Origin of the sequence: Aggregatibacter aphrophilus ATCC 33389, assembly GCF_900636915.1 — a bacterium.
Lineage (GTDB): Bacteria > Pseudomonadota > Gammaproteobacteria > Enterobacterales > Pasteurellaceae > Aggregatibacter > Aggregatibacter aphrophilus.
In genome coordinates this window covers 812464-826641 of the sequence record NZ_LR134327.1, presented here as the reverse complement: position 1 = coordinate 826641, position 14178 = coordinate 812464, and the positions used below count along the sequence as shown (strand labels likewise).

Here is a 14178-nt window from a genome sequence, read left to right as displayed (position 1 = left end):
AATATGGCGCGGCAGCTAATTCTTCTTGTTGGCGATAATGCTACGTTAGCGCGCCAATGGGAACATTTTTCGGCCCTGAAAAGTGTGGTCTGGATTGGCGATGTTTCGCCGCACTTTGTTTCCCAATCCTATTTTCCTTTTAGCAAAACGAAAAATCTGCTCGGCGGTGAATTTCCTGTCATCATTTATGACGCGCGACAAGGCATTCACTTGGATGCCCTTGCCATTGCAGCGGGGACATTGCAGGACGGCGGTCTGCTGTTATTGTTATTCAATCATTGGTCGGATTTAGACAACCAACCTGACAGCGACAGCCTGCGTTGGTCGGGCGAAAAACACGCCATAAACACACCGCACTTTATCACTTTTTTACAGGAAAAAATCGCCAAATACAGTTTTCCTGTTTATCAACGTGCGTCGTTAAATCTTGCTGCACCAACACCTCAAAAAGGCCGTTCAACCCATTGCCAGCCCACCTTAGAACAAGCCCGTTTATTGCAACAAATGGCGGAAGCGGATGAGGATATTCTGATCGTCACGGCAAAACGTGGACGTGGAAAATCAGCGTTGGCAGGACTCTTTGCCAAACAGCAACGGGCACAAAACCAGTCGGTGATTCTCACTGCGCCGAATAAAAGTTCGGTCAATATTTTTAATGAATTTGCCGGGGCGGAAATCACCTTTATGCCACCTGATGAACTCAGTCAACACGTCAGCGAAACGCCACAGCAATTTGCCGATCATTGGTTGTTTGTGGACGAAGCGGCGATGATTCCGCTGGACATCTTATTTCGTCTAACTAAGGCTTTTAAACGGGTTGTGTTGACGACCACCATTCACAGCTATGAAGGCACGGGCAGAGGTTTCTTATTAAAATTTATGGCGAAAACCGACCGCACTTTGCGTCATTTTGAACTGTTTACGCCGTTACGTTGGCAAGCGGATGACAAACTGGAATCCTTTATTGACGACCTGTTGCTGTGCGATTGCGAAGATCGTCTGCCACAGTCGCCTTATGATGGGGCGCTTACTGAGCAGATCCAAATTTCTCATTGTGAACGGATTCCTCATGATCAAATTGAATCCGTTTACGGCTTGCTGACCTTGGCGCATTATCGAACCTCGCCTTTGGATTTACGCCGTTTATTGGATGCACCACAGCAGCAATTTTACCTCGCTCAAGCACAGGATTCCTTGCTTGGTTGCGTATGGGCGGTGCCGGAAGGCGGGTTAGCGGACAAAACGTTAATTCGCCAAATTCGACATGGCGAACGTCGCCCGCGTGGCAATTTGGTAGCGCAAATGCTGTGTTTCCAAGCCGGGTTGGAAGAGGCCTGTGTATTGCGCTCTTTGCGGATTTCTCGTATTGCCGTGCAACCCAACTGGCAACAACAGGGGCTTGGACAACGTTTGATTGCGCAGATGAAACAACAGATAAAACAACAGGGCGCAGTGGATTTTCTTTCCGTCAGTTTTGGTTACACGCCGGAACTGCTCGCGTTCTGGCAAAAGTGCGGTTTCATTTTGGTGCATTTTAGCGAAAGCAAAGAAGCCAGCAGCGGTTGTTATTCTGTGGTGGCGTTGTGTCCCTTGCGTGAGAAAGGGCAAGTATTCGTGCAACAGGCAGAAAAACAATTTCAGCGCAATTTGCCCCTTTCTTTCCATCCGCTCGCGACACAGTTTGCTCGAACAGAAATAGATTGGACGCTTGATAGCTCGGATTGGCAATCGTTAAAGGATTTTGCCGATTTTTTCCTGGCGTTATCTTCTGCTTTGCCGTCGATTCGGCGTTTAATCAAATCGGCAGGCGAATTGCCTTTCCCCTTGTTGGCAGATTATTGTAAACAGCCGGAAAAAAGGCCAAATAAAAAAACGTGGTTAGAAAATTGTCGCTTGGAAGTGAAGAAGTGGTTGCAAAAAAATGCCGTCCTTTTATGATAACAATCTCTTAACAATTTAAAATAAAGCTAGAAAAATAAGGAAACAAAGATGAGCGAAGAAGGCAAAAAAAGTTGGGTGAAACGCGCGTGGGAAGCCTATTCTGATTTCTGTAAAGAAGCCGGTATCGATCAAGGCACTTGCCGTGGCTGTGTGCCGGTGGTCAAGTTTGACGAAGATCCAGAACCAAAAGAGAAAAAAGAACAGAAAGAGGAAAGCGCTCACTAAGATTAGCATGCCTGGGGGATGAATTCCCCTAAGTATGACACTGTTTTTTTATACAGACTTTTATTGGAAATCCCCCTTGTTTGAGCTAAACTAGCGACAATTTTTTTTAATACATTGTCGTTTTATGCAAATTCCATTTTTTCACATCGAAATTCCAACCCAAGCACAAGATCATAAAATTTTAGCCAATATTCTGCCCGGCGCGGATAGCCTTGCCGTGAGTGAAATTGCGGCGCAGTTTAACGGGCTAACCGTCGTGGTGACGAACGACACCCGAAGTGCGGTGCGTTTAGACAAAGAATTAGCGCAATTGAGCCCACTTAATGTTACCTTTTTCCCTGATTGGGAAACCTTGCCTTACGACAGTTTTTCGCCTCATCAAGATATTATTTCTGCGCGCTTGAGTGCCTTATTTCACTTACAGCAACGCAAGCAAGGCATTTTCATTTTGCCGATTGCCACGTTAATGCAACGCGTTTGCCCGCCCTCTTATTTACAACATCGGGTGTTACTGATTAATAAAGGCGATCGTTTTGTCATTGAAACGCTTCGTTTGCAATTGGAAAAATCAGGTTATCGCGCGGTGGAGCAAGTATTGGAACATGGCGAATATGCCGTACGCGGTGCCTTGTTGGATCTTTTCCCGATGGGAAGTGCGGTGCCTTTTCGCTTAGATTTTTTTGATGATGAAATTGATTCCATTCGCACTTTTGATGTAGATACACAACGCACGTTGCAGGAAATCGATCAAATCAATTTATTACCGGCGCACGAATTTCCAACGGATAATCAAGGCATTGAATTTTTCCGTAGCCAATTCCGCGCGGCGTTTGGTGAAATTCGACGGGATCCGGAACATATTTATCAACAAATCAGCAAAGGCACGTTGGCGGCAGGGATTGAATATTGGCAGCCCTTGTTCTTTGAAGAAATGGCGACTTTATTTGATTATTTCCCGGCGAATACGTTGTTTATTACCGGCGAGCAAAATCAAATGCAGGGTGAGCGTTTTTACGCGGATGCGGAACAACGTTTTGAGAGTCGCCGTGTCGATCCGATGCGTCCGTTATTGTCACCCGATAAACTTTGGTTGCGCATTGATGACGTAAATCGTCAGTTAAAAAATTATCCTGCGATTGCCTTAAAAACGGAAAAAGTGCGGTCGTCTGCACGGCAGAAAAATTTGGCCATTACGCCCTTACCGCCACTGACCATTCAATCTCAACAAAAAGAACCATTACAACAGTTACGCCAATTTATTGAGCATTTTAAAGGCAATATTTTATTTATCGTGGAAACGGAAGGGCGTCGTGAAACCTTGTTAAGCCTACTTGCTCCGCTAAAACTGAAACCAAAACAGATTCATACCTTGGCGCAAGCGACGGAAGAAAAATTGGCTTTAATGGTTAGCCCGTTGGAGCATGGTTTTATTATTGAACAGGATGTGCCCCTTGCCATTATTTGTGAATCGGAATTGCTTGGCGAACGCGTGCAACAACGGCAGCGGGATAAATCCCGCACGGTGAACCCTGATACCTTGATTCGTAACCTTGCCGAATTGCAAATCGGTCAGCCGGTCGTGCATTTGGATCATGGTGTGGGGCGCTACGGCGGTTTAGTGAGTTTAGAAAACGGTGGCATTAAAGCGGAATATTTGTTGCTCAATTATGCCAACGACTCGAAATTGTATGTGCCGGTGGCATCGTTACATTTAATCAGCCGTTATGTGGGTGGTTCCGATGAAACCGCGCCGTTGCACAAGTTAGGCTCCGAAGCCTGGGGCAAAGCACGCAGCAAAGCGGCGGAGAAAATTCGTGATGTGGCAGCAGAGTTATTGGATGTGTACGCGCAACGTGAAGCGCAAAAAGGCTTTGCGTTCCAATATGATCGTGAGGAATTCCAACAATTCACTGCTACGTTCCCATTTGAAGAAACCCATGACCAACTCATGGCAATTAATGCCGTGATTTCCGACATGACTCAACCGAAAGCCATGGATCGCCTTGTGTGTGGCGATGTGGGCTTTGGTAAAACGGAAGTGGCCATGCGTGCCGCATTTTTGGCAGTGATGAACCATAAACAGGTTGCCGTGTTGGTGCCGACCACGTTATTGGCGCAGCAACATTTCGATAATTTCAAAGACCGCTTTGCTAACTTGCCGGTGAACGTGGAAATGTTGTCCCGCTTTAAAACCGCGAAAGAGCAGAAACAGGTGATTCAGGATTTAGCCGACGGCAAAGTGGATATTCTGATTGGTACTCATAAAATCATTCAAGGCGATGTGCAATTCCATGATCTGGGTTTGCTGATTATTGACGAAGAGCACCGTTTTGGCGTGCGCCAAAAAGAAAAAATGAAACAGCTGCGCGCGAACATAGATATTCTCACCCTGACCGCAACGCCGATTCCGCGTACATTAAACATGGCGATGAATGGCATTCGCGATCTTTCCATTATTTCTACACCACCGGCACGCCGTTTAACCATTAAAACGTTTGTGCGTCAAACGGATGAGTTGGTGATTCGTGAAGCCATTTTGCGTGAAATTTTGCGTGGTGGGCAGGTGTATTATTTGCATAACGATGTGGCGAGCATTGAAAATACGGCAGAAAAACTGACCGCACTTGTGCCGGAAGCGCGCGTGATTGTGGGACACGGACAAATGCGCGAACGTGAGTTGGAACGCGTGATGTCGGATTTTTATCATCAACGTTATAACGTGCTGGTGTGTTCTACAATTATTGAAACCGGTATCGATGTGCCGACGGCTAATACGATTATTATCGAGCGTGCCGACAATTTTGGTTTGGCACAGTTGCATCAGTTGCGCGGACGGGTTGGGCGTTCTCACCATCAAGCCTATGCTTATTTGCTCACACCGCCACCGAAACTGATGACGAAGGATGCGCAAAAACGCTTGGAAGCCTTGGAAAGCCTAGACAACCTCGGTGCCGGCTTTATTTTGGCCACACATGATTTGGAAATTCGCGGCGCAGGGGAATTGCTGGGTAACGAGCAAAGCGGACAAATTGAAAGTATCGGTTTTTCTCTTTACATGGAATTGTTGGAGCGTGCGGTGAAAGCCTTAAAAGAAGGGCGCGAGCCGTCATTGGACGAACTGACGCAACAACAAACTGAGATTGATTTACGGATGCCATCGCTGTTGCCGGAAGATTATTTGGGCGATGTGAATATGCGTTTGTCTTTCTATAAACGCATTGCCGGTGCGGAACATACCGAAGCGTTGGATGAGTTAAAAGTGGAGCTTATTGACCGTTTCGGAACCTTGCCACAAGCCACGCGGAATCTGTTGCAAATTGCGCAATTACGGCTGGATTTGAAACCGCTCAATGTCATTCGCTTGGATGCCAATGCGCAAGGCGGATTCATCGAATTTGCGCCGAACGCCGAGTTAGACCCGATGATCTTTTTACAGTTAATCCAACTCAATCCGGCGGTTTATCGTTTTGACGGCCCACATAAATTCCGCTTTACCAAAGATTTAACAGACTATAAAGTGCGGTTAGAATTTGTGACGGATTTAGTAAAAAGGTTATTAGATAAGTCTCAAGTCAATTAATTCTATTTTCAGCTATGTAAGGAGTATTAACATGAAAGGTCAATGCTTATGCGGAGCGGTTTCCATCTCCGTACCACAAAATGAAAACGTTCACGCCTGCCATTGTAATATGTGTCAGCGCTGGAATGGCGGTCCTTTATTTGCTTTTCACTGTGATGAAATAGAGATTGAAGGCAGTGAACATATTACCCATTATCAATCTTCCGAATGGGCTGAGCGGGCATTTTGCAAGCACTGCGGTTCGCATCTTTATTATCATCTGCTTGGCACGCAAAGTTATGAAGTCTCTAGCGGCCTATTCTCTGCGCAAACCGATTTCACATTGGAAGATGAAATCTTTATTGACAAAAAACCGTCATTTTACGAATTGAAAAACGATGTACCGAAACTTACAGAAAAAGAAGTGATGGAAAAATTCGGATTTTAATGGCTGTTGACAGCAAGTATTAAAAATACTCGAAAAACCAACCGCACTTTTTTATAATAATTGTTATTATCCTTTCGCCCAAGTTACTTTAACGCAAGGATGATTTTAGAAAATACTGCTAAATAAGGTATGGCAGAGATTAGGCTTTTTTCGTAAAAAAATCTTCTTGGAAAGAGAAGGTAACAACGTCAGAAAGGCCTTTCTGTACTGACTTTTTATGTCAGACAAGAAACTAACTCGTTATCGGTGAAAGTAATTTTAAAATATCCAAAAAGGAGAAAAAATGTATCTAGATCAAATTAAAGCCGAGCTCACTGAAGCGGCAGATGTATTAAACAAATTCTTATCTGATGACAACAATATTAAATTGATTCAACAAGCGGCATTATTGATTTCCGACAGTTTCAAACAAGGCGGAAAGGTGTTGTCTTGCGGAAACGGCGGGTCCCATTGTGATGCCATGCATTTTGCGGAAGAATTAACCGGTCGTTATCGTGAAAATCGCCCGGGTTATCCGGCAATCGCCATTTCCGATGTGAGCCACTTAAGCTGTGTAAGTAACGATTTCGGTTACGAGTATGTCTTTTCCCGTTATGTGGAAGCCGTGGGGCAAAAGGGCGATGTATTGTTTGGGTTATCCACTTCCGGTAATTCTAAAAACGTGTTGAATGCTATCGAAGCGGCAAAAGCGAAAGGCATGAAAGTCATTGCTATGACCGGTAAAGATGGCGGCAAAATGGCGGGACTTGCCGATGTGGAAATTCGCGTGCCACATTTCGGTTATGCCGATCGCATTCAGGAAATTCACATTAAAGTTATTCATATTTTGATGATGTTAATTGAATTTGAAATGACAAAAGTGGAATAAGGTATTTACATATAAAGTGCGGTCAAAAAACAAGAAGGTTTTTTGACCGCACTTTTTTCTTAAAGGAGTGTTATGCGTAGATTATTGTTAGTTGTCTTGTTATCTTCTTTTGCCGGTTCGACATTAGCATTGTTTCCGGTGCGGACAGATTGGGAGCAAAATCATTTACAGGGTAAGGTAAAATCGGTGGAGTCTTATTCAAAAGATAATCCCGAAGCCATAGAAGAAGGTGATCCGATCACGAATTATAAAAAGTCTTTTTATAATGCGCAGGGCTTTTTAGTCAAAGAGGAAGAGCGGGATACTGAAGAGAGTTATAATCAAAGTACGCGGTTTCATACGTATCAATATGACGATAAAAATCGTTTGATAGAGCGGAATAGCGAAGAGGTAGTGCTCTTTACCGAGAACAAAGATGATACTGCTCCATCTTATTTTGGAGCGCTCTATCAATATCAGGAAAATGATGATGGGACGGGGATACAGAAAGAGTTGGTTTATGTTTATAAAAAACCGACGTCACCGGATTGGGAAGATGGACATCATCAAATCATTTATGATGCGAAAGGCAATTTGTTGAAAGATCAAATGTATTATCCTAAAACCCATAGTGCCAATCAGATTTTGACCTATTTTTATGATGATGCGCGATTAAGCAAAGTTTGCGATATAAGTGAGAAAGAGAAAATTGAAGATTGCGAGACGTATCGTTATTTTGATGATGGTTCTTTTGTTAAAAATGGTTCATTTAATGATGTTAGGGTAGAAATCACCTATGATAAAAATCATCATGAAATCAAGCGTCAGTTTATTGATAAGGATGGTCGTGTGTCTAATGAGAGCTACACGACTAAACACCGATTCGATGAACAGGGTAATGTGATTGAAAGTGTTATGTATAATGAGAAAGGTGAATGGGTAACCAAGACGACCTATAAATATGAGTATTATTAACTTAACGCGCGGTCATTTTTTATATGTTTTTTAAAATCCCAATGTTATTTGGGATTTTTTAATACTTCGAGTTGCATAATTATTCATAAAAGTGTAATATGTTTTCAGTTTAACCGTAGTTTGATGTAAGAGCATAAGTGACAATGACAATTAGTGTTAAAAACCTGAATTTTTTTTATGGCGCCAATCAAGCCTTATTTAATATTAACTTAACCGCTAATGATGGCGATGTCGTGGTGTTATTGGGGCCAAGTGGTGCCGGTAAAAGTACCTTAATTCGTACTCTGAATTTGCTGGAAGTACCACAATCGGGCGAATTGAGTATTGCCAATAATCAATTTGATTTGTCTGCCAATACTGATCCGAAACAAATTCGCCAATTGCGTCGTGATGTGGGAATGGTGTTTCAACAGTATCATTTATGGCCACACATGACGGTGTTGGAAAACCTCATTGAAGCGCCGATTAAAATTCTCAGTGTGGGCGAGACGGAAGCCAAACAACAGGCGATGGAATTATTGCAACGTTTGCGTTTGGAAGGCCACGCGGAGCGTTTCCCGTTACATTTATCCGGCGGTCAACAACAGCGTGTGGCTATTGCTCGCGCGTTAATGATGAAACCACAAGTGTTGTTATTTGATGAACCGACGGCAGCGCTGGATCCGGAAATTACCGCGCAGATCGTTTCCATTATTGAGGAATTACGAGAAACGGGCATTACCCAAGTGATTGTGACTCATGAAGTGAATATGGCGAAAAAGGTGGCGACCAAAGTGGTGTATATGGAACAGGGGCATATTATCGAAACCGGCGACAGCACCTGCTTTGAGCAACCACAAACAGAACGCTTTAAACAATATCTCTCACACAACATTTAATCTGAAAGGAGAAAATAGAATGAAAAAATTACTTTTAAGCGCAATTTTATTAGGCTCCGCTATGGCAGTTAATGCACAAGACCTAACTTTTGCTATGGAGCCAAGTTATCCGCCTTTTGAATCCACTAATGAAAAAGGCGAAATCATCGGTTTTGATGTGGACATTGCCAATGCTATCTGTAAAGAAATTCAAGCCACTTGCCATTTTAAAGGCGAAGCGTTTGACGCACTGATTACCAATTTAAGATCAAAACGTTTTGATGCGGCGATTTCCGCTATCGATATCACCGACGCACGAGCCAAACAAGTGTTGTTCTCCGAACCTTATTATGACAGCACGGCAAGCTATGTGGCGTTAAAAGGTAAAGCAAACCTAGAAAGTGCAAAAAACGTTGGCGTGCAAAACGGTACGACTTATCAACAATACACGGTGGCGGAAACCAAACAATACAGTCCGAAATCTTACGCGAGCTTGCAAGATGCAGTGTTGGACTTAAAAAATGGCCGTATTGACATTATCTTTGGTGACACTGCCGTGCTTGCAGATATGATTTCCAAAGAACCGAACATTGAGTTTGTGGGTGATAAAGTCAATAACAAAAAATATTTCGGTAATGGTTTTGGTATTGCGATGAACAAATCCAACAAAGAATTAGCAGAAAGCTTAAATAAAGGTTTAGCGGCCATTAAAGCCAATGGTGAATATCAAAAAATCTATGATAAATGGATGACGAAGTAATTTATGTTTTTTGATTTTCTTTCTTTAATGTTTACCGCAGCCCTCATGACGTTAGGGCTTGCGGTTTGTTCGTTAGTGGCAGGCCTGTTGTTAAGCATGTTATTTGCCGTGTTGGAAGCCAATCGAGTGGTGGGTAAACCCATGGCGGTATTGGTGGCCTTATTACGTGGTTTGCCGGAAATTTTAGTGGTGCTTTTGGTGTATTTCGGCTCCAGCGAAGTGGTGGAAATGATCACCGGAGAATACATTGAATTTGGTGCTTTCGGTTGTGGTGTGTTTGCGTTATCGCTTATTTTCGCCGCCTATACTTCACAAACCTTGCGTGGTGCCATTCAGGCCATTCCTAAAGGGCAATGGGAATCCGGCGCGACATTGGGACTAAGCAAAGGTTACACTTTTCTTCACATTATCATGCCGCAGGTATGGCGTCATGCATTGCCGGGATTGAGCAACCAATGGTTAGTTTTATTAAAAGATACCGCACTGATTTCTTTGATTGGCGTGGATGATTTAATGCGTCAAGCGCAACTCGTCAACACGAATACGCATCAACCTTTTACTTGGTATGGCATCGCAGCGTTGATTTATTTAGCAGTGACGATGGTGAGCCAAGTAGGAATTCGTAAATTAGAACTGCGTTTCACCCGTTTTGAAAGAGAGGTGAAATAATGTTTTGGGAATATTTAAATGTGATTGTACAAGGTATTCCAACCAGTTTGCTGCTGACTGTCGTTTCTTTAAGTATTGCGTTTGTATTGGCGTTATTGTTCACTTTCCTGCTTTCCATGGAAAATAAAGCGGCGAAAAGTGCGGTCAATTTATATCTTACTTTATTCACCGGCACACCGTTGTTAGTGCAGTTTTTTTTAATTTATGCGGGGCCGGGGCAATTCCAATGGGTGGTGGATAGCCCATTATGGTCGCTGTTTTCTAATGCGTGGTTTTGCGCGGCATTGGCATTAGCTTTAAATAGTGCGGCTTATTCCACACAGTTATTTCATGGCGCGGTAAAAGCCATTCCAAAAGGGCAGTGGGAAAGTTGTGCAGCATTGGGTTTAAGCCGTTTGCAAACCCTGAAAATTCTGATTCCTTATGCTTTAAAACGCGCATTACCGTCTTATTCCAATGAAATTATTTTGGTGTTCAAAGGTACGGCCTTGGCGTCCACGATCACGATTATGGACATTATGGGCTACGCCCGCCAGCTTTATGGCACGGAATACGATGCACTGACCATTTACGGCATTGCCGGCGGAATTTATTTAATCATCACCGGTATCGCCACGTTATTGTTACGCAAACTAGAAAGCCATGTGCTTGCCTTTGAACGTTTGGAGACAAGAGGCGCATAAAGTGCGGTCGTTTTTTGCAGTATTTTTAAAATCCCCAAATTTGGGGATTTTTTATGAATATTCATTGCATAAATATTCATTAAATAATGATATGTTTTCATGTTGAGCAAAATGTAAACAAGGTTGTGGATTTAATAGTAACCACAACATCATATTCACAGCAAAGGAGGGGGTATTATGAAAACAGTACTTATTAGCAGTTTTTTAATGGGGGGCAGTCACTGCTAGGGCTCAAACCCTAACTTTCGGCACGGAACCAAGCTACCCGCCTTTTGAGTTAACCACCGAAAAATGGGAGTTGGTGGGGTTGATATTGATATCGCCAATGCCATCTGCAAAGAAATTCAAGTAGTCTGCACATTTTAAATACCGCCTTTTGACGCATTGATTCCCAGTGTTAAAACAAAACATTTTGATGCGGCCATCTCTTCGATTGATATTACCGAAGCACGTGCCAAACAAGTGTTGTTTAGCGATTCTTATTACTACGATAGTTCGGCAAGTTATGTGGCGTTAAAAGGTGGCATGGATTTGGCAAAAGCAAAAAATATTGAGGTTCAGAATGGTTCTACATTCCAACAATATACCTTGGCGGAAACCAAACAATATACGCCAAAGGCTTATGTGAATTTGCAAGACGCTATTTTAGATTTAAAAAATGGGCGAATTGACATTGTGTTAAGTGACACGGCGTTGTTGGCGGACATGATGAAAAAAGAACCTGAACTGCAATTTGTCGGCGGAAAAGTGGTCAACCCTAAATATTTTGGTCATGGCGTGGGCATCGTGGTGAATAAATACAATAAGGCCTTGTAGGAAAGACTCAATAAAGGTTTGGCCACCATTAAAGCCAGTGGTGAATATCATAAGATTTATGCCAAGTGGATGGCGGAATAGAGATTGAAAAATGGGCAGAAAACTGCCCATTTTTTTATGGATTATTAGTAAGCCGACCTGCCACAATTAGCACTAAGGCAAAAATTGTTCCCCAAATTTAACGCTCTTACGGTTAATTTCTTCATTGTGCAATCGACGCTCTTTCAGTTTTTGTTTATAAATTTCGAGATTTTTCGGCTTAAATGAAAAAACACAATTGGGGCAAAACTCTGCACTTTCACTGATTTTTTACGGCATTCAGGGCAACAATGTAACATGATTTTCTCTGATAGCATTAATGTTGATGAAGCTCTCACAATGTAGCGATTTTAACTAAAAACATAAGATATTTTCACCACACTTTTTGTTCACTTTGAAAGTGTGATTAATATCACATTTTGTGAAGATATTTTAAACCGATGGATCATAGTTTGTTTACTTAATTGTAACCGCAGCCTAAAATACCGTCGCTTACTCCATTATGAGTAAAATAATTTAAACATTAACTTGAACCTGTTTCTTTCGTTTTTGGAATAAAATAGGTTCTTTACATAGGATTCTCATATGTTGTGGTTTTTCTTCTGTGTTTTAGTGCTGTTTTTAGGCTACCTTGTTTATGGCAAAATCATTGAGAAGATTTTTGTCATCAATCCTAAGCGTCAAACACCGGCTTACCAAGTCAACGATGGCGTGGATTACATGCCAATGTCCAAAACCAAAATTTGGTTAATTCAGGTATTGAATATTGCTGGTACCGGCCCGATTTTTGGTCCGATTCTCGGTGCGTTATACGGACCTGTAGCGATGTTGTGGATCGTCATCGGTTGTATTTTCGCCGGTGCAGTGCATGACTATTTCTGCGGTATGTTAAGTATTCGCCACGGTGGCGCAACTATGCCTTATTTGGCCGGTAAATTCTTGGGTCGCCCGGTCAAAGTATTTATTAACGTTTTAGCTCTTGTTCTTCTCTTATTGGTTGGTGTGGTATTTGTTGCAAGCCCGGCCCAGTTAATGGGTACTATTACGATGGATGTCATGGGCGCTTCCCAAGGGGCATTGCAATTAGGCGATGCCGAGGCGGTTCACCATGCTGTTGAAGCTGGTGGTTTGACTGTTTGGGGTATGGATAAAACAACAATCGTTTCTGTGTGGACACTCACTATCTTCGCTTACTATATTCTTGCAACCTTGTTACCAATTGACAAAATTATTGGTCGCATTTACCCGCTCTTTGGCGCGTTGTTGCTCTTTATGTCTGTGGGTATGGTGTACGGTTTGGTGTCTGCACACTTCAGTGCAACGGATCCAATTGAGTTTTTCCGTACGATTAATGCCGATGGTCAAGGTTTAACCTTGGATAAATTCACACAAAACTTCCAAGTGAAAGGTGATGTGCCAATTTGGCCATTATTGTTCTTAACCATTTCCTGTGGTGCGTTATCCGGTTTCCATGCGACACAAACCCCATTAATGGCGCGTTGTGCGGAAAATGAAAAAGAAGGTCGTTTCATTTTCTACGGTGCGATGATTACTGAAGGTGTTATTGCATTAGTATGGTGTATGGTGGGGCTTGCATTCTATGAGAATCCACAAGCCTTACAAGACGCTATCGCAGCAGGTTCACCATCTAAAGTGGTATATGACAGTTCACTACACTTCTTAGGTTTCATCGGTGGTATCTTTGCGGTGTTGGGGGTCGTGGTATTGCCAATTACTTCCGGCGATACAGCATTCCGTGCAGCACGTTTACAATTAGCTGAGATCTTCAATATTGATCAACGTTCACTTACTAAACGTTTATTCATTGCTGTTCCGTTGTTCGTATTAGGTTATTTTGTATCTACCATTGACTTCAGCGTGTTATGGCGCTACTTCACTTGGGCGAACCAAATGACCGCAATGGTGATGTTATGGACAGCCGCAGCTTATTTGTATCGCTATCATAAATTCCACTGGGTGGCGTCTATTCCGGCATGGTTTATTACTACAGTTTGTGCGACTTACTTGTACTACAATAAAATCGGGTTTGGATTAGACTATCAGTTATCCGTGTATTTAGGCTTTGCGACAACCATCGTATGCGTTGTATTATTCTTCGCTTTGGTTAAACGCTCTGGCGAACCTGATCCGGAATCGTTAGTTACTGATCTAGCAAAACAATAAAATAGTGACCGCACTTTTTGCGGATCCTTCACTACTTACCAAACATCCTGCTAATGAATATTGGCAGGATGTTTTTTTATGTGGAGAAAATCATCGGCAACATATTGTGACTATTAAAAAATATACAAAACTTTACATGATCCTTTTATGAAAGCGCTTGCAACTTGAGCAAACA

General features: G+C 42.7%; 11 protein-coding genes and 2 pseudogenes. 12 read left to right on the top strand and 1 reads right to left on the bottom strand.

The genetic code is table 11. The annotated features are described in order from the left end of the window. Window positions 1-3: 3 nt before the first annotated feature. The 11 genes and pseudogenes from EL144_RS04010 to EL144_RS03965 all read left to right on the top strand — a co-directional run bounded on the left by EL144_RS04010 (window position 4) and on the right by EL144_RS03965 (window position 11861). Window positions 4-1938 (top strand): tRNA(Met) cytidine acetyltransferase TmcA, encoded by a 1935-nt coding sequence (locus EL144_RS04010; protein WP_005704270.1) that lies wholly within the window; start codon window positions 4-6, stop codon window positions 1936-1938. A 51-nt stretch (window positions 1939-1989) separates the two neighbouring features. Next, entirely contained in the window at window positions 1990-2166 is a 177-nt protein-coding gene (locus EL144_RS11255) for a DUF5363 domain-containing protein (RefSeq protein ID WP_005704269.1), read from the top strand. A 124-nt stretch (window positions 2167-2290) separates the two neighbouring features. Continuing rightward, on the top strand, window positions 2291-5746 hold the full coding sequence (gene mfd, locus EL144_RS04005; RefSeq protein ID WP_005704268.1) for a transcription-repair coupling factor: 3456 nt from the start codon (window positions 2291-2293) through the stop codon (window positions 5744-5746). 31 nt (window positions 5747-5777) lie between these two features. Beyond that, on the top strand, window positions 5778-6173 hold the full coding sequence (locus tag EL144_RS04000) for a GFA family protein (protein WP_005704267.1): 396 nt from the start codon (window positions 5778-5780) through the stop codon (window positions 6171-6173). A 283-nt stretch (window positions 6174-6456) separates the two neighbouring features. Then, window positions 6457-7041, top strand: coding sequence for a D-sedoheptulose 7-phosphate isomerase (lpcA, locus tag EL144_RS03995; protein ID WP_005704266.1), 585 nt, complete (start codon window positions 6457-6459; stop codon window positions 7039-7041). Window positions 7042-7113: 72 nt separating this feature from the next. Beyond that, on the top strand, window positions 7114-7995 hold the full coding sequence (locus EL144_RS03990; RefSeq protein WP_005704265.1) for a hypothetical protein: 882 nt from the start codon (window positions 7114-7116) through the stop codon (window positions 7993-7995). A gap of 143 nt (window positions 7996-8138) precedes the next feature. After that, entirely contained in the window at window positions 8139-8873 is a 735-nt protein-coding gene (gene artP, locus EL144_RS03985) for an arginine ABC transporter ATP-binding protein ArtP (RefSeq protein WP_005704264.1), read from the top strand. Window positions 8874-8892: 19 nt separating this feature from the next. Beyond that, a complete protein-coding gene (locus tag EL144_RS03980; RefSeq protein WP_005704263.1) occupies window positions 8893-9612 on the top strand; it encodes a lysine/arginine/ornithine ABC transporter substrate-binding protein in 720 nt (239 codons plus the stop codon). Window positions 9613-9615: 3 nt separating this feature from the next. Beyond that, window positions 9616-10281, top strand: a complete 666-nt coding sequence (gene artQ / locus EL144_RS03975; protein WP_005704262.1) for an arginine ABC transporter permease ArtQ — start codon at window positions 9616-9618, stop codon at window positions 10279-10281. Continuing rightward, window positions 10281-10964 (top strand): arginine ABC transporter permease ArtM, encoded by a 684-nt coding sequence (artM, locus tag EL144_RS03970; RefSeq protein WP_005704261.1) that lies wholly within the window; start codon window positions 10281-10283, stop codon window positions 10962-10964. The genes artQ and artM overlap by 1 nt, the downstream gene beginning before the upstream one ends. Before the next feature lie 177 nt (window positions 10965-11141). Next, window positions 11142-11861: pseudogene (locus EL144_RS03965) on the top strand (transporter substrate-binding domain-containing protein). A 34-nt stretch (window positions 11862-11895) separates the two neighbouring features. On the opposite strand, the pseudogene EL144_RS11520 reads toward EL144_RS03965, so the two are convergent. After that, window positions 11896-12121, bottom strand: a pseudogene (locus tag EL144_RS11520) (hypothetical protein). Window positions 12122-12404: 283 nt separating this feature from the next. On the opposite strand from EL144_RS11520, the gene EL144_RS03955 reads away from it, so the two are divergent. After that, window positions 12405-14003, top strand: coding sequence for a carbon starvation CstA family protein (locus EL144_RS03955; RefSeq protein WP_005704258.1), 1599 nt, complete (start codon window positions 12405-12407; stop codon window positions 14001-14003). Window positions 14004-14178: the final 175 nt, after the last annotated feature.

Coding starts and splice junctions, on each gene's coding strand:
- EL144_RS04010 (WP_005704270.1), top strand. CDS start 4: ATGGCGCGGCAGCTAATTCTTCTTGTTGGCGATAATGCTACGTTAGCG.
- EL144_RS11255 (WP_005704269.1), top strand. CDS start 1,990: ATGAGCGAAGAAGGCAAAAAAAGTTGGGTGAAACGCGCGTGGGAAGCC.
- mfd (WP_005704268.1), top strand. CDS start 2,291: ATGCAAATTCCATTTTTTCACATCGAAATTCCAACCCAAGCACAAGAT.
- EL144_RS04000 (WP_005704267.1), top strand. CDS start 5,778: ATGAAAGGTCAATGCTTATGCGGAGCGGTTTCCATCTCCGTACCACAA.
- lpcA (WP_005704266.1), top strand. CDS start 6,457: ATGTATCTAGATCAAATTAAAGCCGAGCTCACTGAAGCGGCAGATGTA.
- EL144_RS03990 (WP_005704265.1), top strand. CDS start 7,114: ATGCGTAGATTATTGTTAGTTGTCTTGTTATCTTCTTTTGCCGGTTCG.
- artP (WP_005704264.1), top strand. CDS start 8,139: ATGACAATTAGTGTTAAAAACCTGAATTTTTTTTATGGCGCCAATCAA.
- EL144_RS03980 (WP_005704263.1), top strand. CDS start 8,893: ATGAAAAAATTACTTTTAAGCGCAATTTTATTAGGCTCCGCTATGGCA.
- artQ (WP_005704262.1), top strand. CDS start 9,616: ATGTTTTTTGATTTTCTTTCTTTAATGTTTACCGCAGCCCTCATGACG.
- artM (WP_005704261.1), top strand. CDS start 10,281: ATGTTTTGGGAATATTTAAATGTGATTGTACAAGGTATTCCAACCAGT.
- EL144_RS03955 (WP_005704258.1), top strand. CDS start 12,405: ATGTTGTGGTTTTTCTTCTGTGTTTTAGTGCTGTTTTTAGGCTACCTT.